Annotated in this window: 16 protein-coding genes; 7 read left to right on the forward strand and 9 right to left on the reverse strand. The window is 46.5% G+C overall.

From position 1 onward, the window contains the following. Nucleotides 1-37: 37 nt before the first annotated feature. The gene (gene ggt / locus DBX26_RS15065; protein WP_118119640.1) at nucleotides 38-1,804 is read left to right on the forward strand and encodes a gamma-glutamyltransferase; all 1,767 of its coding nucleotides are present in this window, start codon (nucleotides 38-40) and stop codon (nucleotides 1,802-1,804) included. 680 nt (nucleotides 1,805-2,484) lie between these two features. On the opposite strand, the gene uvrD is transcribed toward ggt, so the two are convergent. Continuing rightward, a complete protein-coding gene (uvrD, locus tag DBX26_RS15070; RefSeq protein ID WP_118119642.1) occupies nucleotides 2,485-4,659 on the reverse strand; it encodes a DNA helicase II in 2,175 nt (724 codons plus the stop codon). A 280-nt stretch (nucleotides 4,660-4,939) separates the two neighbouring features. Between uvrD and DBX26_RS15075 the strand changes: the two genes are divergently transcribed. The 4 genes from DBX26_RS15075 (at nucleotide 4,940) to DBX26_RS15090 (ending at nucleotide 7,375) form a co-directional block, all read left to right on the forward strand. Further along, the gene (locus DBX26_RS15075) at nucleotides 4,940-5,200 is read left to right on the forward strand and encodes a DUF2282 domain-containing protein (RefSeq protein WP_065297547.1); all 261 of its coding nucleotides are present in this window, start codon (nucleotides 4,940-4,942) and stop codon (nucleotides 5,198-5,200) included. Nucleotides 5,201-5,329: 129 nt separating this feature from the next. Beyond that, on the forward strand, nucleotides 5,330-6,157 hold the full coding sequence (locus DBX26_RS15080) for a DUF692 domain-containing protein (RefSeq protein ID WP_254063530.1): 828 nt from the start codon (nucleotides 5,330-5,332) through the stop codon (nucleotides 6,155-6,157). Further along, nucleotides 6,154-6,909: a DNA-binding domain-containing protein gene (locus DBX26_RS15085; RefSeq protein ID WP_118119646.1), complete on the forward strand. Its 756-nt coding sequence runs from the start codon at nucleotides 6,154-6,156 to the stop codon at nucleotides 6,907-6,909. Before DBX26_RS15080 ends, DBX26_RS15085 begins: the two co-directional genes overlap by 4 nt. A 10-nt stretch (nucleotides 6,910-6,919) precedes the next feature. Further along, nucleotides 6,920-7,375 carry a DoxX family protein gene (locus tag DBX26_RS15090; RefSeq protein ID WP_118119648.1) on the forward strand — a complete coding sequence of 152 codons (456 nt, stop codon included), beginning with the start codon at nucleotides 6,920-6,922 and terminating at the stop codon, nucleotides 7,373-7,375. Between the two features lie 26 nt (nucleotides 7,376-7,401). Here DBX26_RS15090 and DBX26_RS15095 read toward each other — a convergent pair whose 3' ends face one another. Continuing rightward, the gene (locus DBX26_RS15095; protein ID WP_014233364.1) at nucleotides 7,402-7,686 is read right to left on the reverse strand and encodes a hypothetical protein; all 285 of its coding nucleotides are present in this window, start codon (nucleotides 7,684-7,686) and stop codon (nucleotides 7,402-7,404) included. Nucleotides 7,687-7,777: 91 nt separating this feature from the next. Next, nucleotides 7,778-8,971, reverse strand: coding sequence for a multidrug effflux MFS transporter (locus DBX26_RS15100; RefSeq protein WP_209438578.1), 1,194 nt, complete (start codon nucleotides 8,969-8,971; stop codon nucleotides 7,778-7,780). Nucleotides 8,972-9,077: 106 nt separating this feature from the next. On the opposite strand from DBX26_RS15100, the gene DBX26_RS15105 reads away from it, so the two are divergent. Together DBX26_RS15105 and DBX26_RS15110 are read left to right on the forward strand one after the other, a co-directional pair. Further along, nucleotides 9,078-10,019: a LysR family transcriptional regulator gene (locus tag DBX26_RS15105; RefSeq protein WP_118119650.1), complete on the forward strand. Its 942-nt coding sequence runs from the start codon at nucleotides 9,078-9,080 to the stop codon at nucleotides 10,017-10,019. A gap of 188 nt (nucleotides 10,020-10,207) precedes the next feature. Beyond that, nucleotides 10,208-11,998, forward strand: a complete 1,791-nt coding sequence (locus tag DBX26_RS15110; protein WP_118119652.1) for an aminopeptidase P family protein — start codon at nucleotides 10,208-10,210, stop codon at nucleotides 11,996-11,998. A gap of 158 nt (nucleotides 11,999-12,156) precedes the next feature. Here DBX26_RS15110 and thiH read toward each other — a convergent pair whose 3' ends face one another. Genes thiH through thiC form a run of 6 tightly spaced genes read right to left on the reverse strand, consistent with a single transcriptional unit; the run spans nucleotide 12,157 to nucleotide 18,387 of the window. Further along, nucleotides 12,157-13,284: a 2-iminoacetate synthase ThiH gene (thiH, locus tag DBX26_RS15115; protein WP_014233368.1), complete on the reverse strand. Its 1,128-nt coding sequence runs from the start codon at nucleotides 13,282-13,284 to the stop codon at nucleotides 12,157-12,159. Nucleotides 13,285-13,299: 15 nt separating this feature from the next. Next, nucleotides 13,300-14,067: a thiazole synthase gene (locus DBX26_RS15120; protein ID WP_014233369.1), complete on the reverse strand. Its 768-nt coding sequence runs from the start codon at nucleotides 14,065-14,067 to the stop codon at nucleotides 13,300-13,302. A 5-nt stretch (nucleotides 14,068-14,072) separates the two neighbouring features. Continuing rightward, nucleotides 14,073-14,336, reverse strand: coding sequence for a sulfur carrier protein ThiS (gene thiS, locus DBX26_RS15125; protein ID WP_162889711.1), 264 nt, complete (start codon nucleotides 14,334-14,336; stop codon nucleotides 14,073-14,075). Between the two features lie 19 nt (nucleotides 14,337-14,355). Further along, on the reverse strand, nucleotides 14,356-15,132 hold the full coding sequence (thiF, locus tag DBX26_RS15130) for a thiazole biosynthesis adenylyltransferase ThiF (protein ID WP_118119836.1): 777 nt from the start codon (nucleotides 15,130-15,132) through the stop codon (nucleotides 14,356-14,358). Next, on the reverse strand, nucleotides 15,122-16,447 hold the full coding sequence (locus tag DBX26_RS15135) for a thiamine phosphate synthase (protein WP_118119654.1): 1,326 nt from the start codon (nucleotides 16,445-16,447) through the stop codon (nucleotides 15,122-15,124). Before DBX26_RS15135 ends, thiF begins: the two co-directional genes overlap by 11 nt. Beyond that, a complete protein-coding gene (gene thiC / locus DBX26_RS15140) occupies nucleotides 16,447-18,387 on the reverse strand; it encodes a phosphomethylpyrimidine synthase ThiC (protein WP_020333407.1) in 1,941 nt (646 codons plus the stop codon). The genes DBX26_RS15135 and thiC overlap by 1 nt, the downstream gene beginning before the upstream one ends. Between the last annotated feature and the right edge of the window lie 138 nt (nucleotides 18,388-18,525).

Raw genomic sequence — 18,525 nt, forward strand, 5'->3', positions numbered from 1 at the left:
CAAGCTGGATATTCAACTGGTAACATGGAGAGTCATCATGCAATCGACGTTTAATCGGCTCGTCACTACGGGTCTTTTCCTTACTTCCACCTTAACTCTGACGAGCCAAGCCCTCGCCAATCAAGCCACTGACGCGATAGCACCTGAGCAAAGTACTGGCGTCGAGAAAAAGCAGCTGAAAAAAGCCAAAAACTACATGGTGACGGCCGCAAACCCGATTGCGACTCAAGCAGGCGCCGACGTAATTGAACAAGGTGGTAATGCGATAGATGCGATGGTGGCCGTTCAATTGATGCTTGGTTTAGTGGAGCCTCAATCTTCAGGTATCGGAGGCGGTGCATTCTTGGTGTATTGGGATAACGATAAGCAAAAGCTCACCACTTTTGATGGCCGAGAAACCGCCCCACTGGCTGCTACCCCACAATTGTTTCTGGACGACAACGGCCAGCCACTGCAATTTTACGATGCCGTTGTCGGCGGCCGCTCCGTTGGCACACCAGGTACCGTCAAGCTGTTGTGGGATACGCATCAAAAGTACGGCAAGTTAGAATGGAAAAAGATCATTCAACCCATTATCAAGCTTGCTGAACAAGGATTTAGCATCAGTCCCCGACTTGCAAGCCTGATAGAAGGCGACGCTGAGCGTCTATCACGATTCCCTGCGACCAAAGCTTATTTCTTTAATCCAGATGGTTCACCTAAATCGGCGGGAACAACCCTTAAAAACCCTCAATACGCGCAAACTTTAACCGCAATTGCAGAGAAAGGCGCTGTGGCCTTTTACCAGGGTGATATCGCCCAGGACATCATCGATACGGTCCAAAATGCGCCAGGTAATCCGGGAGTACTCGCACAGTCAGACTTTAATACCTACCAAATAAAGCAACGCGAACCGGTATGTGTGGCTTATCAAAGCTATGATGTCTGCGGTATGGGGCCACCAAGCTCCGGCGCATTAACGGTAGGACAAATTCTGGCCATCAGTGAGCATTACGATCTCAAAGGCTGGGGTGCAGAAAGTGCCAAATCATGGCAAGTGATAGCGGATGCCTCTCGCCTCGCCTTCGCGGATCGTGGTAAATACATGGCAGATCAGGACTATGTACCCATGCCAACCGCGGGACTATTGGATGCCGACTACCTCAAAGAGCGAGCTAGCTTGATAGAAGTTGGTAAAGCACTGCCAGAAGCCTCTGCCGGAAACCCTCCATGGTCTCATGCAATGAATCTCAGCATGGATGAATCGATAGAGCTTCCGTCCACCAGCCATTTCAATATCGTCGACAAACAGGGCAATGTGGTATCCATGACCACAACGATTGAAAACGCTTTTGGCTCGCGGTTAATGGTTCGTGGCTTTTTACTTAACAACGAATTGACCGACTTCTCTTTCCGAACTCATCAAGATGGAACTCCGATAGCTAACCGCTTAGAGCCAGGTAAACGTCCGCGTTCCTCTATGGCTCCAACGATCATGCTCAAAGACGATAAACCTTATATGGCCATTGGTTCGCCGGGAGGCAGCCGCATTATTGGTTACGTCGCTCAAACCATTATTGCTCATACTCAATGGGATATGGATATCCAGCAAGCTATCAATCAGCCAAGACTACTCAACCGCTTTGGCACATTGGATATAGAGCAAGGTACTGCGGCCACCCGCTTACAACCAGAGTTAGAAAAGATTGGCTTTACTACAGAAATTCGTGATCTGAATTCTGGTTTACACGCCATTCGAATCACCTCAGATGGCCTGGAAGGTGCAGCCGATCCACGCCGAGAAGGAATCGCGATCGGCAACTAGGCGTCTTTGGCCCACCCCTTTGTGCGAGATCTCGCACAAAGGGTTAGGTAAAACACGCTTTTTTAGTAGAAAAAGCACCCTACAAAATGCATAAGACATTGAATAATAAGAAAAGTGCTATTTAAAGCTGCATTAAAACCATAAAAATGTGAATTTCCACCATTGCCGAGAGGCATGAAAAACGTAATATTAAACCTGTCGGAAGGATGCTGACACGGAACAGGAATTACCAAGGATTTGGTAGACTTCAGGATGAAGAAACGGTTATTCAGGATGAATAGTCGGGCATGGAATGCAAAACTGGACATTGAACGGAATCAATAGTGACTAGGATGGTTGCTACTAAGGACGGGAAATGGACACCTCTGGACGAGGCAGGGATTGAACATCAGGATGATGTCAGGGACACCGCTCAGGGAACAAGTGATGAGAGCTAACGAGGATTGTTAGCAGACCAGGATAAGGTCAAGGACACCGCTAGGAAGGCGACGAAAGGAATAAGCTGAAGGAATCAGCACACTATCATGGATTTGATGCATGGAGCACTTTTAGTAGCTGGATTGCTGCGAGTAAGACTATAACCCCGACGGGCGCAAGCCCTCGGGGTTTTTCTTTTTAAAAGCGCCAGAAATAACAAGAGCCACCGAAGCAGCTCTTATATTCACTTTTTCTTGTAGGCCTTACAGCTTCTCAAGTCTTGCGTAAGCGGTCACTAACCATTTAATCCCTTCACCATTAAAGGCAATTTGCACGCGGCTTTGTGGGCCACTACCTTCAAAGTTGATAATGGTCCCTTCGCCAAACTTAGGGTGCATCACGCGTGAGCCTAACGCAAAACCGGTCTCGTTAAAGTTCTCTTTTACCGTGGTTTGGCTAAAGCGACCACTACTTGCCGGGCGGCTGACTTGAGCTTTCATGCGTACTTCATCCAGACAACCTTCCGGCAGTTCGCGAATAAAACGTGATGGTTTGTGATACTTATCCTGACCATACAAACGACGCATTTCTGCATAAGTGATGTAGAGTTTTTGCATCGCACGCGTCATACCGACATAACAAAGGCGACGTTCTTCTTCTAAACGCCCGGCTTCTTCAGCAGACATCTGGCTTGGGAACATGCCTTCTTCGACACCCACCATGAACACTAATGGGAACTCCAGACCTTTTGCACTGTGCAGAGTCATCAATTGAACCGCATCTTCGAACTCGTCTGCCTGACCTTCACCCGCTTCCAGAGCCGCGTGAGTCAGGAATGCGGTAAGCAGAGACATTTCTTCTGCTTCTTCAGGTTTCTCAAACTGACGCGTTGCGGTGACCAGTTCTTCCAAGTTCTCAATACGCGCTTTGGACTTCTCGCCCTTCTCTTGCTCATACATTGCAAACAAGCCGGAATACTTGATCACATGGTCAGTTTGCTCGTGTAGAGGCTTCTCTAGCGTATCGTCTTCCAGCGCGGTAACGAGCTCGATAAAACGGCTTAATGCGCCCGCAGCACGACCAGCAAGTACCTGCTCATCCAGCATCGCAATACTGGCTTCCCACATAGTGCAACCACGATCACGAGCCGCACGACGAATCGTCTCAAGTGTTTTATCACCTAAACCACGCGTTGGTGTATTCACCACACGCTCAAACGCCGCATCATCATTACGGTTGGCAATCAGACGCAGGTAGCTCAGGGCGTCTTTGATTTCCTGACGTTCGAAGAATCGCATACCACCATAAATACGGTATGGAAGACCCGCTTGAATTAACGCTTCTTCCAGTACACGAGACTGGGCGTTATTACGGTAGAGCATTGCGGCATCATTAAGGACACCGCCCTTGTCTTGCCACTCTTTAATTTTGGTTACGGCAAAACGGGCTTCGTCCAACTCGTTGTAAGCACTGTAGACCGAGATTGGCTCACCAACGACACCATCGGTCCAAAGCTCTTTACCCATACGCTCAGTATTATTCGCAATAAGCGTGTTCGATGCTTCCAGAATCGTTTTGGTCGAGCGGTAGTTTTGCTCCAGACGAATCGTGCTAACACTTGGGAACTCAAGAGTAAATTTCTCAATGTTCTCCACTTTCGCACCACGCCAGCCATAAATGGACTGGTCATCATCACCCACAATCATCACATGACACTCAGGCCCTGCCATCATACGCAGCCAAGCGTATTGGATGTTGTTGGTATCCTGAAATTCGTCGACCAGAATATGTTTAAAGCGCGCTTGGTAATGCTCGCGGACAAACTTGTTATCGCGCAGTAGCTCATGAGCGCGAAGCAAAATTTCCGCAAAGTCGACCAGACCAGCGCGATCACACGCTTCCTGATAAGCGGTATACAACTGCAAGTAAGTTTTGGTGACCGGATCGTGGTACGCATCGATGTGCGCCGGGCGAAGACCTTCATCTTTTTTGCCGTTAATCCACCAAGCAACCTGGCGCGCAGGCCACTGCTTTTCATCCAGATTTTGTGCTTTGATCAGGCGTTTAAGTAGTCGCTGTTGATCGTCGCTATCGATGATTTGAAAATCTTCCGGTAGCTTGGCATCAAGATAGTGCGCGCGCAGAATACGATGACAAATGCCATGGAAAGTACCATTCCACATGCCAGATGCGCTGCCCATCATTAACTCTTCAATACGGCCACGCATTTCCGCTGCCGCTTTGTTAGTAAAAGTTACTGACATAATTGAAAACGGAGAAGCTTGTTCTACAGACATCAGCCAGGCGATTCGGTGAACAAGAACACGAGTCTTACCACTCCCTGCACCAGCAAGGACGAGCAAGTTTTCTAGAGGTGCTGCAACGGCTTCACGCTGTTTATCGTTCAAACCGTCGAGTAATAGAGATGGATCCATCATGATGAGCTACTGGTTATTTATACATAAAAACCGATTATAACCTAAACAGCTGGGCGCTGTTTAGACAAAACTTGAGAAAAAACTTGCTGTTTTTTTCCTCACCTCTTCAGTCGCTTATATCAAAAGAGCAACCAAAATAGAGACTAATGGCAAATTTCACTGAAAGTTTTTACCTCTCCTTCCTATCTCATAAATTAAGCAAGTGGACAAATACTGAACAACATGGTGTCGCTTCTTCTTGCGAAATGGAAGTAAAGGAAACTACTCAGAGGAAATTATTATGAAAAATTCGAATCTTGCTATTACCGCTGCCGTTACGGGTCTAATCGCGCTAGGCGGCACAATGCTGACTGCAACGTCTGCCATCGCAGCTGAACAAGAAAAGTGTTATGGCGTAGCCAAGGCAGGTAAGAACGACTGTGCAACCAAAAACAGCTCTTGTGCCGGCACCTCTAAACAAGACAGTCAAAAAGATGCCTTCGTGGTTGTGCCAAAAGGTTTATGTGACAAATTGGCGGGCGGTAGCACTTCTTCATCTTAATTGTCCCATGATGCTCGTCAGGGTGTGTGAAGGCTCGATCCACACGCCCTTTTTCTCCAGAACTCGTTGGAAAAGGAGTTTCACGTGAAACATCAAGCTTTGCAAAACCTCGTTGGGGTTGGATTACGCATGCCTCACCTAGATTATTTCAGTCGCAACCCGTCGGACTTGTCGTGGCTAGAGGTTCACAGCGAGAACTACTTTCAACCTAACTCGGCCGAAAGAATTCAGCTGCAAGAGCTTCGTAACCATTATCAAATTAGCTGCCATGGTGTTGGCTTGTCACTGGGTTCGGTAGCACGAGTCAGTCAGGAGCATCTCGCCCAGCTTAAAAGCCTTATCGATGTGATTGATCCGATGCTTGTTTCTGACCACTTAAGCTGGAGTGAGCATGGAGGTCACTACTTTAACGACTTGCTACCCTTGCCATATACCGAAGAAGCTCTGAACGTGTTCACGCGAAACGTACAAGAAGTACAGGACTATCTGCAACGTGAAATCTTAATCGAGAACCCATCAAGTTATGTGCAATTTCAGCATTCCACCATTAGTGAGTGGGAGTTTTTAGCTGAAGTTCAGAAACGTACAGACTGCCGATTATTACTCGATCTAAACAATGTCTACGTTTCGGCATTCAATCATGGTTTTGATTGCGACACTTATTTAGCAGGAATCCCTGCTGACAAAGTCGATGAAATTCACCTCGCCGGGTTTACTATCAAAAAATTGGAAAAAGGTGAGATTTGGATTGATACCCATAGTCGCCCTGTCAGCGAAGAAGTATGGCAACTCTATCGCCGTTGGATCAAAAAGAATGGCCCTCGACAAACTTTAATTGAGTGGGATCTTGATATTCCCGCACCTGAAGTGTTGCTAGCAGAAGCCGATAAAGCCAACCGTGTTCTTTCAGAATACCAAACCTACTCCGCTTTAGAATCTGCGAGGAAAGCATCATGAACCTTGCTACCTTACAAAACCAGTTCGCTAAAGCACTTCACTATCAAACATCGGGAGAAGACTGCGGTATCACCGCTGATCAATTCAGCGCAGATGAACTCATACAGATTTATCGCAACAACTTCATCATCAGCTTAAGTGAAGTTTTGTCGGCAACTTACCCTATGGTTGAAGCATTAGTGGGTGAAGCGTGTTTTACACAAATAGCTAGGCAACATGTGCTGAGCCATCCATTGACCGAAGGTCACGTTACTCACTATGGCAAAGGCTTTCATAAAACCATTAAGCAGTTTGACCAAGTCATGTCGCATGCGCCCTATTGCGCCGAAGTCGCCCGATTTGAATGGTGTCTCGATATGACAAGACAAACTCACTGCAACGCAAGAACGACAGAGAATCTGATTCCCCTGGCCGACCTTGCTCATGTAAATGAATCACAACAGCCCAATTTAGTCTTCCACCTGAGAGCTGGCTGCTCAGGCTTTGATTCCAATTGTGCCGTGTTTGATTTGTTCCATGCGATTCAAAGCCAACAACTTGAACAACTCAATATCAATAACCCCCAGCAAGGAGTGATGGCGTATCAACGCGACCAAGTCGTCTGTTATAAGCTGACTCCTCAGGCGTTTCGCGTGCTATGTGCTCTAGAAAACAAACTTTCGTTGAGTGAAATGCCAAAAGTAATGCTAGAAGAGCTTAACCACATCACCGCTCTTGGCCTTATTGACGGCTTTACCATAAAAGAGATGTAAGGAGTCCACGATGACAGAAAATGTAAAAGACTTGGTTGGACGATATGACCAGTTGATTCATACCCTACAAGCTGCTTGTGTGCCTTTGCTGCTGCTTTTCTGCCGTTTATGGGTCGCTTGGGTGTTTCTGAATTCAGGCTTAGTCAAAATCACCTCCTGGGATAGCACACTTTACTTATTCGAGCTGGAATATCAGGTGCCGTTATTACCTTGGGAGTTAGCTGCTTATCTAGGGACGGCAGCTGAGTTAACGCTGCCGCTGTTCATCGCTCTGGGTTTTATGACTCGCCCAATGGCTGCGATTTTATTTCTCTTTAATATTGTCGCCGTAGTGTCCTATCCGTTACTTTGGGAAAAAGGGTTCTACGATCACCAGCTTTGGGGGCTGATGATTTTGATGCTCATCGTATGGGGTGCAGGTCCGCTTTCTCTGGATCAGGCTTTGAAAAATAAACTGATGAAATAAAAAATCCCCGCAGTAGCGGGGATTTTTTATTGTTTGTTTAGGTAAGCTAACAACTCATCAGCAGAGATACCCTTCTGAGCAATATCTTTCGCTAATAGCTCTACTTGCTCACCTTTACGTGACTCAATCACTTGCTGGAATTGGTACACAATATCACGCAGGATTGGCAGTGGTACTTGTTTTGCCGCACTACGAATGCGCTCGGAGCTTTGATTACCCAGCTCATTAAGCAACTTACCAAACATCACCTTTTCTGGTGATTCTTCCATTTGCTCTAAAATACGAGCCATTTCATACGTAGTTAACGACATTACTTTTTGAATTCCATTATGGTGTCAGGAAAAGTGTGAACGACAAATATACACTCGATCCTCATATTGGAAAATACTAAATTACACAGTTTTACGCTTTCGCGAAGCTTGAATGCCAATTCTTACCTGCTTTGGTAAACAATATGACAAGTGCAGGTAGCATTATCCACATTTGAAGTGCAATTAGTGTTTGCGGATCTAATGATAAACGCTGCAGCGTACCAACCAATAAACCAGAGCCACTCATTTGGAACAATCCAAGTAACGCTGCCGCCGTACCCGCTTTATCACCGAACGGTTCTAGCGCCTTACCCGCCGCTCCGCCAAGAATGAGAGCGAAACCGATCGAAGACATAAAGATTGGCAGCATAAAAGAGAACGCGGTGTTCTGACCATTCATCAGCATCATAACCACACCAGCCAGACCTAAGGTCGAAATACCCACAACCAGCGTGTTATGCGTACCAAAACGATCCATAAACTTAGGTGCGAGCATACACGCAGCGATGTTGATTACTGCGTTCACGCCAAACCAGAACGTAAACTCGTTCATCGATAGACCCATTCCGGTCATTAGTACTGACGGCGCAGAAGTCACATAGGCAAGGATTACCGCCATTGCCATCAAACACAGCGATGCGTGGAAAATGAAAGACGGCGTACTGAGCACAGCCCAGTAACGACTGAGTTTGAATACCGCTTGTTTTTCTGTCGCAGGATTGGTTTCCTTCATCATAAAGAACATCAACGCACCAGAAACCACCGCGAAACCAGCCATAAAACTGAAATTCGCACGCCAGTCAAATTGCTGCGTCAACCAGCTACCCAGGATAGGAGCCAAAGCTGGGATAAAGCAGATAGCACCATTAAGGTAGCTAATCATCTTGCCACTTTTTTCCGGGCCAAAGATATCGCGAACTGTTGCAAAGGCTGCCACTGATGTCGCACATGCGCCTAAGCCTTGTAGCAGTCGGGACATCAACATCCACTCAATATTTTGAGCACTCCACGCCAATAAAGCACTCATTGCGTAAATGGTGATACCACCCAATGCAACAGTTCGACGTCCGAGCTTGTCTGCTAGCGGGCCGGCAAAAAGCTGACCGACACCCATAGCAAACAAAAACCAAGTGATCGTGTCTTGTGCTAGCGCATTATCTACCTGAAACGTGGAAGCGATAAGAGGTAAAGCAGGAAGATAAATATCTATCGCAAGCGGGCTAAAAAGTACCAAAAGGGTCAATAACGCCATCTGCATTTTACTGTTAGAACTATGGCTAGACACACTACACTCCAAATTGAACAAGAACTATTTGTGAAGCTTAATCATCTGATGATATGAATGGAAATGATGTATACTCATGACCATTATTCCTTTAAGGAAAATCATAATGAATATAGAGAAATTGGCACGTATTGATCTGAATCTGCTGGTTTGTTTTAAAGTTCTGATGGAAGAGCTCAACGTGACCCGAGCCGCGCATCGACTTTGCCTTAGCCAGTCAGCGGTGAGTAAATCACTCGCCAAACTGCGAACTCAGTTTGACGACCCTTTGTTTACTCGTAATTCGCATGGACTGACACCCACGCCTCGTTCTCTATTCCTAAAACCGAAACTCGATCTGTTGATTAACCAGCTGGAAGTACTAACGCAGCCTGAAGAGTTTTCTCCACAAAGCAGTGAGTACCGCTTTCAAATCGCAGCGGTGGAAAGCGTCTACCCTTTAATATTGCCTCATTTTTTACCCGCAATCTTTCAGCAGGCACCCGGCGTGACCATCAGCACCCATCCGTGGTCGGATAACACGTTTAAAATGCTACAACGCGGAGAATTGGATTTGGGTTTGACCGGGAAAGACATCGACATTAACGATGCCAAACTTACCCTACTTCCACCGGATGATATTTGTGAGCAGGAAATCTATCGCGATCACCAAATGTGTATTATCCGTAAGAACCACCCCGCACTAAACAAAAATTGGAACCTTGAGGCTTACCTATCTCTGCGCCATGTTCAGGTGCGTTGCGACGGTAATGATCGCTGGCTATTGGATTATCGCCTCGCCGATATTGGCGCAGAACGGGACATCGCGGTCACAGTTCCAGATTTCAATAGTGCCGCAAGTTTGTGTTCTTATACCGATTTTATCTTCACAGCACCCAGTCACTTTGTTCAGCTGGCAGCTAAGCAACTCGACTTAGCCGTTCTGCCATTGCCACTCGAATTTCCGCCAATGGCATATACTTTGTTCTGGCATAGAGACAGAGAAAACGACCCGGCACTGAACTGGTTACGCACGATGATCACGCAAAAAACCGATCACCTTAGATAAAAACTCGGACTCAATTTGCGCTTAACGGTTAAAATGAGTAGCTTAACAGTCGATAGTCCTTTTTGGCTCATCTAGGCCTGTTGTACCCAGGATTAAACTTAAGAATGTTTAATTCGATACTGCACTAAGCAGAAGGAAGCAGCTCCCAAATTGAGCATGAAGGAGCCGTAATTGAAGGAATAACACAGATGCATAACGATACTCAAAGCCGCGTGAACGCGATTCGCGAATGGCTTGCTCAACATAATATTGATGCCCTACTCATCCCACACGAAGACGAGTATTTGGGTGAATACGTTCCGGCTCATAACGAACGCCTACATTGGCTAACCGGATTTACTGGTTCAGCCGGAGCAGCCGTCATTACGAAAGATAAAGCAGCTATGTTTGTTGATGGCCGCTATACCGTTCAAGTCACCAAACAAGTGCCTGCAGAACTATTTGAATACCGCCACCTGATTGAAGAGCCAGCGCTTGATTGGATCAAAGACAATCTTGCAGCGGGAGCATCAGTAGCGATTGACCCACGTATGCATAGCTCCGCATGGCTAGATAAGGCGCAGGCGAAACTGGCTGGTAAGTTTGAGCTTAACATGCTAACCAGTAATCCGATTGATGAATTGTGGCATGATCGCCCAGCTCCAGTGGTTTCTGATGTTCGCCTGATGCCAACGGAAGCGGTTGGTCAATCTAGCGAAAGTAAACGTCAGGAGATCGCTCAGCTAATCAAAAATGCTGGCGCTGACAGTGCAGTCATCACCGCGCTTGATTCTATCTGCTGGCTATTGAACGTTCGAGGCTTAGATGTATCTCGCCTACCCGTACTTCTGTCCCATGCTATTCTTCATGCGGATTCCACCGTGGAATACTTCCTTGACCCAGCTCGACTGCCAGATGAATTTGAAGCACACGTAGGTACAGGTGTCACCGTGCATCATCCTGAAGCACTTCAGTCTCGTCTTGAAGCGATGACGGGCAAAAAGGTATTAGTCGATCCAGCGATCAGCAATGCATGGTTTAAGCTGGTTCTACAGAATTCCGGCGCATCGATTATCGCGGCGGCAGATCCATGTCTGATGCCGAAAGCAGCGAAGAACGCGGTTGAAATTGCGGGTATGAAAGCGTGTCACGTACGCGACGGCGTTGCGATGAGTAAGTTTCTATGTTGGTTAGATGCAGAAGTAGCGGCTGGCAATCTTCATGATGAAGCAACACTCGCAGACACATTAGAAGCATTCCGTAAAGAAGACCCAACATTGATGGACCTAAGCTTCGATACGATCTCAGCAGCCGGTGGTAACGCCGCAATGTGTCACTACAACCACGAGAACCAACCAGTTCCAGGTAAGCTAGAAATGAATACGCTTTATCTGGTTGACTCTGGCGGTCAGTACTTAGATGGCACAACCGACATCACGCGTACCATTGCGATTGGCCAACCATCAGCGGAAATGATCAAGCAATTCACTCTGGCGTTAAAAGGCCATATTGGTGTTGCTCGTGCGCGTTTCCCGAAAGGGACTTGTGGCTACCAGATCGATACATTGGCTCGCCAACACCTATGGGCAGAAGGTTACGATTACGACCACGGTACTGGCCATGGTGTCGGTCACTTCCTGAGTGTACATGAAGGTCCTGCAAGCATTTCTAAAAGACAAATCAATGTACCGCTAACAGAAGGTATGGTGCTATCCAATGAGCCAGGTTATTACCGTGCTGACGCATTCGGTATCCGTATCGAAAACTTAGAGCTCGTGGTGGAAACACAAACTAACGGTGACTTCCCTGTTCTGTCATTTGAGTCACTGACTCGTTGCCCAATTGACAAACGTAACATCAACGTGGATATGCTGTCTCGTCCAGAACTGGCTTGGTTAAATGATTACCACCAAAAAGTCTGGGCGCAAATCAGCCCTCTTGTCGAAGGTGATGTAAAAGACTGGCTACGCGAAGCTACTCTGCCTTTGGCACATTCGTAATAAATACGCTCAAACTTCTCTATGATGCAAAATCAAAAGGCTCTCCAAATGGAGAGCCTTTTTTAAAGGTCGTCAGATAAAGTTCAATGCTTCGTTTTATTATCATCTAGCCACTCACGATGTTTCACGTGAAACACTTACCATCTGGCACACCTAAATTATCCTGAATAAACAGAGTGCCAGTCTCGCCATACTGGATCGAAACCTTTTGCTCTGATCATATCTTCTACTGAAGCTGCACTTCTTTCATCGCTGATTTCGAACTGTTCGAGTTCTACTTCTTCTGTCGCATAACCACCAGGCTGAGTTTTAGAAGCCGCGGACATACTAGTAATCCCAAGAGGCAAAACATTATCACGGAACTTTGGTGATTCACGTGTCGACAACGAAAGCTCTACTTCGGGGTTAAACAGTCGGTATGCACAAATCAGTTGGACTAACTGTTTATCTGTCATCACTGATTTTGGTTGCAAGCCACTGGTCGGCGCATTGCCTGCACAGGGACGGAGTCGAGGGAACGAAATTGAGTAACGTGATTGCCAATAAGTACGCTCAAGGTAATCAAGATGAGCCGCAGCAAAAAAACAATCCGTTCGCCACTCTTCTAACCCGATAAGCGCGCCAATACCTATTTTGTCGATTCCCGCCCTAGCTAACCGATCTGGTGTTTCTAAGCGGTATCGGAAGTCCATTTTGTTTCCGCGCAGGTGATGCTCCGCGTAGGTCGATGGATGATACGTTTCTTGATAAACCATCACGGCATCCAAACCCAGCGATTTAAGCTCGGCATATTCATCTTGATCCAGCGGCTGTACTTCCATCGCCAAATAGTTAAAGCGCTGTTTTATCATCGGCACCATTTCGCGAAAGTACTTCATTCCTACTTTGGTTTCATGCTCGCCGGTTACCAGCAAGACACTGTCGAATTTCATTCGCTTGATAGCTTCAATTTCCGCCGCCACTTCTTCTTTGTTTAGCGTTCTACGCTTAATGCGATTTTCCATAGAGAAACCACAATAAGTGCAGGCATTGGCACAAAGGTTAGAAAGGTACAATGGAATATAAAGCGACATGGTATTGCCGAAGCGCTTACGTGTCAGAGAATAAGAAAGCTTCGCCATCTGCTCAAGATACGGTTCTGCAGCGGGAGAAATGAGCGCTTTGAAATCTTCCAAATCTCGCTTGGGTTTTGCCAGCGCCCTTTCCACATCCTTGGCCGTTTTGGCGTATATCGACATGGAAATATCATCCCAGTTGAACTGCTTAAAGTGGTCATAAAAGCTCATGTTAAGACCTCTCTTTTACAGATCATCAAGAAAAGCCGTTAGCGGGCTTGAAGCAACTGCATGAGAAACCTGCCCTGCAAGACCTGCTTCATAAGCCATCCGACCCGACTCTACTGCCATCTTAAATGCTTTTGCCATAGCAACTGGATCGCTTGCTGCGGCGATCGCTGTATTGACGAGTACTGCATCCGCACCCATTTCCATCGCACGTGCAGCATGTGAAGGTGCACCAATTCCAGCATCAACCACGACAGGCACATTTGCCTGATCGATAATGATTTCTAGAAAGTCATGAGAAACAATGCCCTTGTTCGAACCGATCGGTGCACCTAACGGCATAACAGCTGCACAGCCAACTTCTTCTAGTCGTTTACACAACACAGGGTCGGCATGGCAATATGGCAAAACAATAAAGCCTTCTCGAACCAGTTGTTCTGCAGCAGCTAAAGTTTCAATCGGATCAGGCATTAAATATTTCGGGTCAGGGTGAATCTCGAGTTTGACCCAATTGGTTCCTAACGCTTCGCGCGCGAGCTGAGCGGCAAAAACTGCATCTTTAGCATTTTTGGCACCCGAAGTGTTCGGTAACAAATTAACGCCAGCATGAATCAAAGGCTGCAAAATATCATCTTGCTGATCATTTACGTCTACACGCTTAAGTGCCATCGTTGCCAGTTGAGAGCCTGAAACCTGAATTGCTTCAGCCATAAGAGCGCTATTGGAAAACTTGCCCGTTCCCGTGAACAAGCGAGATTGAAATTCTTTATCACCAATTTTCAGCATCGACATTATCCCCCTGCGATGGCTTGAAACAGAGAGATACTATCTCCCTCTGACAGTACCGTGCTTGCCCATTCGCTACGCGGTACAACTTGATTATTTATGGCAAAAACACAGCCTACCTCCGGTAGAGAAAACTGTGTGATGATTTGCTGTAAGTTAGCGTTTAACGCGACCTGCTGAGGTTGGTCATTAATAGTGATGATGACCAACTTATCTTTTCCACATGTGGCGTCGTTCAATTCAGTTATCGAATGATTTGGTGGTGTCATTTGTGACTCCTCTCCTAACTCAGTGCTGTGGCTCGTTCGCGTTTCTACAAACCTGGCATTCTTGGTCTTTGTTGATCACCATGGTTTGCCAAGTCATACGTGCACCATCAAACAGGTGCAAGTGACCACTAGCCACATGAAACTTACCTGTCGCCAGCTTTTGAATAGCAGCCAAGGCCTGGTAGTTTCCTAATGTTCCAACCACAGGACCGACAACCCCCATTTCGCCGCACTTCATGCCTTGCTTCAACTCATCAAATGGATACAGGCAACGGTAACACCCCGAACTCTGTTGTTCCTCTGAGTAATCAAACACAGCAAACTGACCCTGCCAACCAATAGCAGCCGCAGATATCAAAGGCGTATTTTGCTGAAAACAGACTTGATTAATCAGCTGCCGAGTTGGCATGTTGTCACTACAGTCGAGCACAACATCGGCAAGCATCACTTCCAATTGCAGCTGAGATTTATCGAGACGTTTCGGAATAGTTCTAACTTGAACCAGTGAATTGAGGGCACCTAACTGTTGAGCAGTAGCTTCAGTTTTCATCCGGTTGATATCATGCTCTCGATAAACAACCTGTCGTTGTAAGTTGCTACTATCGACATGGTCATCATCAACAACAACCAACTTACCCACTCCAGCGGCTGACAAATACAACCCCGCGGCGCTTCCTAGTCCGCCACACCCAATAACCAAAACGTGAGATTGGCTGAGTTTAGCTTGTCCTGATTCACCGATTTCAGGTAACGCAATTTGACGCTGATAGCGAATGAATTCTTTATCAGTAAGCACTTTCATTCTCCACTACCTGCAATGGCTGAGCGCTACCCATCAATTGATTGAAAAACTCAATCACCGATTTTGGCGACTCAGACAACGTTATGGCTCTCACCACAGCTAGACTGGATACACCGCATCGCCAAACAAGCTCTGCATTTGATTGATCAATACCGCCAATAGCGACAGTTGGATAGCCAACTTGCTTTCCATATGGAATGCTGTCTATCAGCTTTTGATACAAAGCTAAACGAATCAAACCTTGTGGCTTTGATGGCATTTGCTTAGTCGTGGTCGGAAAGATATGACCTAGCGCGATATAGCTTGGATTGATTTGGACAATTCGCAGCAGCTCATAGTAACCATGCGTTGACAGTCCTAAATGAATCCCCGCTTCACTCAACTGAATCAAGTTAGATTCTTCGATATCTTCCTGACCAAGGTGCACACCAAACGCGCCGTGCTGAATAGCAAGCTGCCAATAGTCATTAATAAAGACCTGCGCATCATATTGACGTCCCAGTTCAATAGCGCGAATAATCTGTTCTTCGAGATCAGACTGGTCAGGATTTTTGATACGCAGCTGGATGGTCTTAATACCCAACGGCAGAAGCCGCTCTATCCAACTGACGTCATCAACAACGGGATAAAGCCCTAAGCTCTCTTTATCAAGGCAGGGAAAACTGACCGCCTCGCTTTGCGATGACCAACCAACTGGAATACCCAAGCGAGCGTCTTCTAGAATCGGAGTTGGAAAATCAGTAAAGTGAGATGCCCACTCGTGAAGCGTGCATGTTTCACCGTTAAACAGTGTTTCACGTGAAACATTCGTCATTGCACGAGCTAATGTCAAAGCGTCTTCAATTGGAAATTCGAGAGCCAACAGCGTCACTGTCCAAGCTAAGTGATGCTCTGCTTGGAAGGTGTTTGATGCTGACAAATTCGCTGACAACGCTCTTACTTCATCAGTAATTGGATGACGCCAGATATCTAACAGAGCGGTGTTGTCATCGCTGTTTGGCGTTGGAGAAGTATCCGCAATACCAATAAAAATAGACGAGGAACTTTGCTGACTCGTTTCCTTCAAAGGTAAATTCGATTGGTAATAAAGCGTAAAATCACCAGTTAAAGCTTCATCGAATCCATCAACTAGATCCGTGCCTACGCTCAGTGTTTTATTTGGGTCGAGAACAAGCTGAATTAGATGAGTTGGGCTAATGCCCAACTCAAATTTTTCAGTACTAAAACCCTGTTCTTTCGCCAATAATAAACTTTGCTGAACGAAACCCGTTAGCTCTATTAATGGTGACGGAATAAGGATTTTAGTCATTACTCATCCACCTCAGCGTGTACAGCTGGGTGATAAAGTTCTGACCCTGTGGCACGAAACTCTTCTGACTTTTGACGCATGCCTTCTAACGGATCATCCAGCATTTTGATAGAAATCGCCTGATCAGCAGCAACTTGCTCAGTGTCTTTCGCGTATTCTCTTACTTCCTGAGAAATCTTCATCGAACAGAATTTAGGACCACACATTGAACAGAAGTGAGCCACTTTCCCAGACTCTTGCGGCAATGTTTCGTCATGGAAAGAACGCGCGGTATCAGGGTCCAATGACAAGTTAAATTGGTCTTCCCAACGGAATTCAAAACGTGCTTTAGATAGCGCATTATCACGGACCTGTGCACCTGGATGCCCTTTGGCCAAGTCAGCAGCATGAGCAGCCAGCTTGTAGGTGATCATGCCGGTCTTTACGTCTTCCTTGTTCGGTAGCCCCAAGTGTTCCTTAGGTGTGACATAACACAACATTGCACAGCCATACCAACCAATCATCGCCGCACCAATACCGGAAGTAATGTGGTCGTAGCCCGGGGCAATATCAGTAGTTAGCGGGCCTAAGGTGTAGAACGGTGCTTCATGACAATGCTCCAGTTGCTGATCCATGTTCTCTTTGATCATGTGCATTGGGATATGTCCTGGGCCTTCGATGATCACCTGTACGTCATACTCCCAGGCAATCTTAGTCAACTCACCAAGGGTTCTTAATTCAGCAAACTGTGCTTCGTCATTAGCGTCTGCGACTGAACCAGGACGTAGGCCATCACCCAACGAAAGTGCAACATCATACTTCGCACAGATTTCACAGATTTCGCGGAAGTGAGTGTAAAGGAAGCTCTCCTGATGATGCGCTAAACACCATTTAGCAATGATGGAGCCACCGCGAGAAACGATGCCAGTAACACGTTTAGCCGTCATCGGAACATAACGGAGTAACAAACCTGCGTGAATGGTAAAGTAATCCACACCTTGCTCTGCCTGCTCGATTAAGGTGTCACGCATCACTTCCCAGTTTAGGTTTTCCGCAATACCATTTACTTTTTCTAGCGCCTGATACATTGGAACTGTACCAATTGGCACCGGACTATTACGTAAAATCCATTCACGGGTTTCGTGGATGTTGCGCCCGGTAGAGAGATCCATAACGGTATCCCCACCCCAACGCGTGGCCCATACGAGTTTTTCTACTTCTTCTTCGATTGAAGATGTCACCGACGAGTTACCAATGTTCGCATTCACTTTGACTAAGAAGTTACGCCCGATAATCATTGGTTCTGATTCTGGGTGGTTGATATTTGATGGAATGATGGCACGACCTTCTGCCACTTCTTTGCGGACAAACTCAGCAGTAATGTCTTTTGGTAGATTGGCTCCAAAGTTTTGACCTGGGTGCTGCTGGTTTAGCACTTCATCACGATACTTAGCGCGCCCCATGTTTTCACGTAGAGCGATGAACTCCATTTCAGGCGTAATAATCCCTTTACGTGCGTAGTGAAGCTGAGTAACACAGTGCCCTTCTTTAGCACGTCGAATATGAGGCAGATTGCCGTAACGCAGCTCGTCCAACGTTTCATCTTCCAAACGCTCTTTTGCGTAAACAGAGCTGACATCTTGAAGAACTTCAGTGTCGTTTCGTTCTTCAATCCAGCCCTCTCTAAGCTTCGGTAAGCCATTGTAAAGGTCGATAGAGTGATTTGGGTCGGTGTATACACCAGAGGTGTCATAAACACGTACTGATTCGTTTGGCTCGAAAACAGGAGCCTCTTTGGTACCACCGATAAGGCTGTCAGCTAAAGAGATCTCACGCATCGGGACGCGGATATCCGGGCGTGAACCTTCTACATAGACTTTGTTTGAATTTGGGTACGGCTGTACCGAGAGAGTTTCAATAAACTGTTTTGCTTCCAGTCTCGCTTGCTTGCGATTCGACATAGCATTTTTCCTTGCTTGTTATTTTTAATAAAAAGTATTGGGATAAAAATGCTTGGCGGATAGATGCGACAAGAGGGGTCGAATAAAGAACTGACAGAGCTCTAAAACAACATTCGACGTTTTGATAGGTTAGCCAGA

Source organism: Vibrio sp. dhg, assembly GCF_003443775.1.
GTDB classification, from domain to species: Bacteria; Pseudomonadota; Gammaproteobacteria; order Enterobacterales; family Vibrionaceae; genus Vibrio; species Vibrio natriegens.

Excerpts from the sequence above, each read along its gene's own strand:
- DBX26_RS15080 (WP_254063530.1), top strand. The coding sequence starts at position 5,330 with ATGCCTCACCTAGATTATTTCAGTCGCAACCCGTCGGACTTGTCGTGG.
- thiC (WP_020333407.1), bottom strand. The coding sequence starts at position 18,387 with ATGTCGAATCGCAAGCAAGCGAGACTGGAAGCAAAACAGTTTATTGAA.
- DBX26_RS15110 (WP_118119652.1), top strand. The coding sequence starts at position 10,208 with ATGCATAACGATACTCAAAGCCGCGTGAACGCGATTCGCGAATGGCTT.
- DBX26_RS15135 (WP_118119654.1), bottom strand. The coding sequence starts at position 16,447 with ATGACTAAAATCCTTATTCCGTCACCATTAATAGAGCTAACGGGTTTC.
- DBX26_RS15090 (WP_118119648.1), top strand. The coding sequence starts at position 6,920 with ATGACAGAAAATGTAAAAGACTTGGTTGGACGATATGACCAGTTGATT.
- DBX26_RS15085 (WP_118119646.1), top strand. The coding sequence starts at position 6,154 with ATGAACCTTGCTACCTTACAAAACCAGTTCGCTAAAGCACTTCACTAT.
- DBX26_RS15105 (WP_118119650.1), top strand. The coding sequence starts at position 9,078 with ATGAATATAGAGAAATTGGCACGTATTGATCTGAATCTGCTGGTTTGT.
- DBX26_RS15075 (WP_065297547.1), top strand. The coding sequence starts at position 4,940 with ATGAAAAATTCGAATCTTGCTATTACCGCTGCCGTTACGGGTCTAATC.
- DBX26_RS15120 (WP_014233369.1), bottom strand. The coding sequence starts at position 14,067 with ATGCTGAAAATTGGTGATAAAGAATTTCAATCTCGCTTGTTCACGGGA.
- uvrD (WP_118119642.1), bottom strand. The coding sequence starts at position 4,659 with ATGATGGATCCATCTCTATTACTCGACGGTTTGAACGATAAACAGCGT.
- ggt (WP_118119640.1), top strand. The coding sequence starts at position 38 with ATGCAATCGACGTTTAATCGGCTCGTCACTACGGGTCTTTTCCTTACT.
- thiH (WP_014233368.1), bottom strand. The coding sequence starts at position 13,284 with ATGAGCTTTTATGACCACTTTAAGCAGTTCAACTGGGATGATATTTCC.
- DBX26_RS15095 (WP_014233364.1), bottom strand. The coding sequence starts at position 7,686 with ATGTCGTTAACTACGTATGAAATGGCTCGTATTTTAGAGCAAATGGAA.
- thiS (WP_162889711.1), bottom strand. The coding sequence starts at position 14,336 with ATGACACCACCAAATCATTCGATAACTGAATTGAACGACGCCACATGT.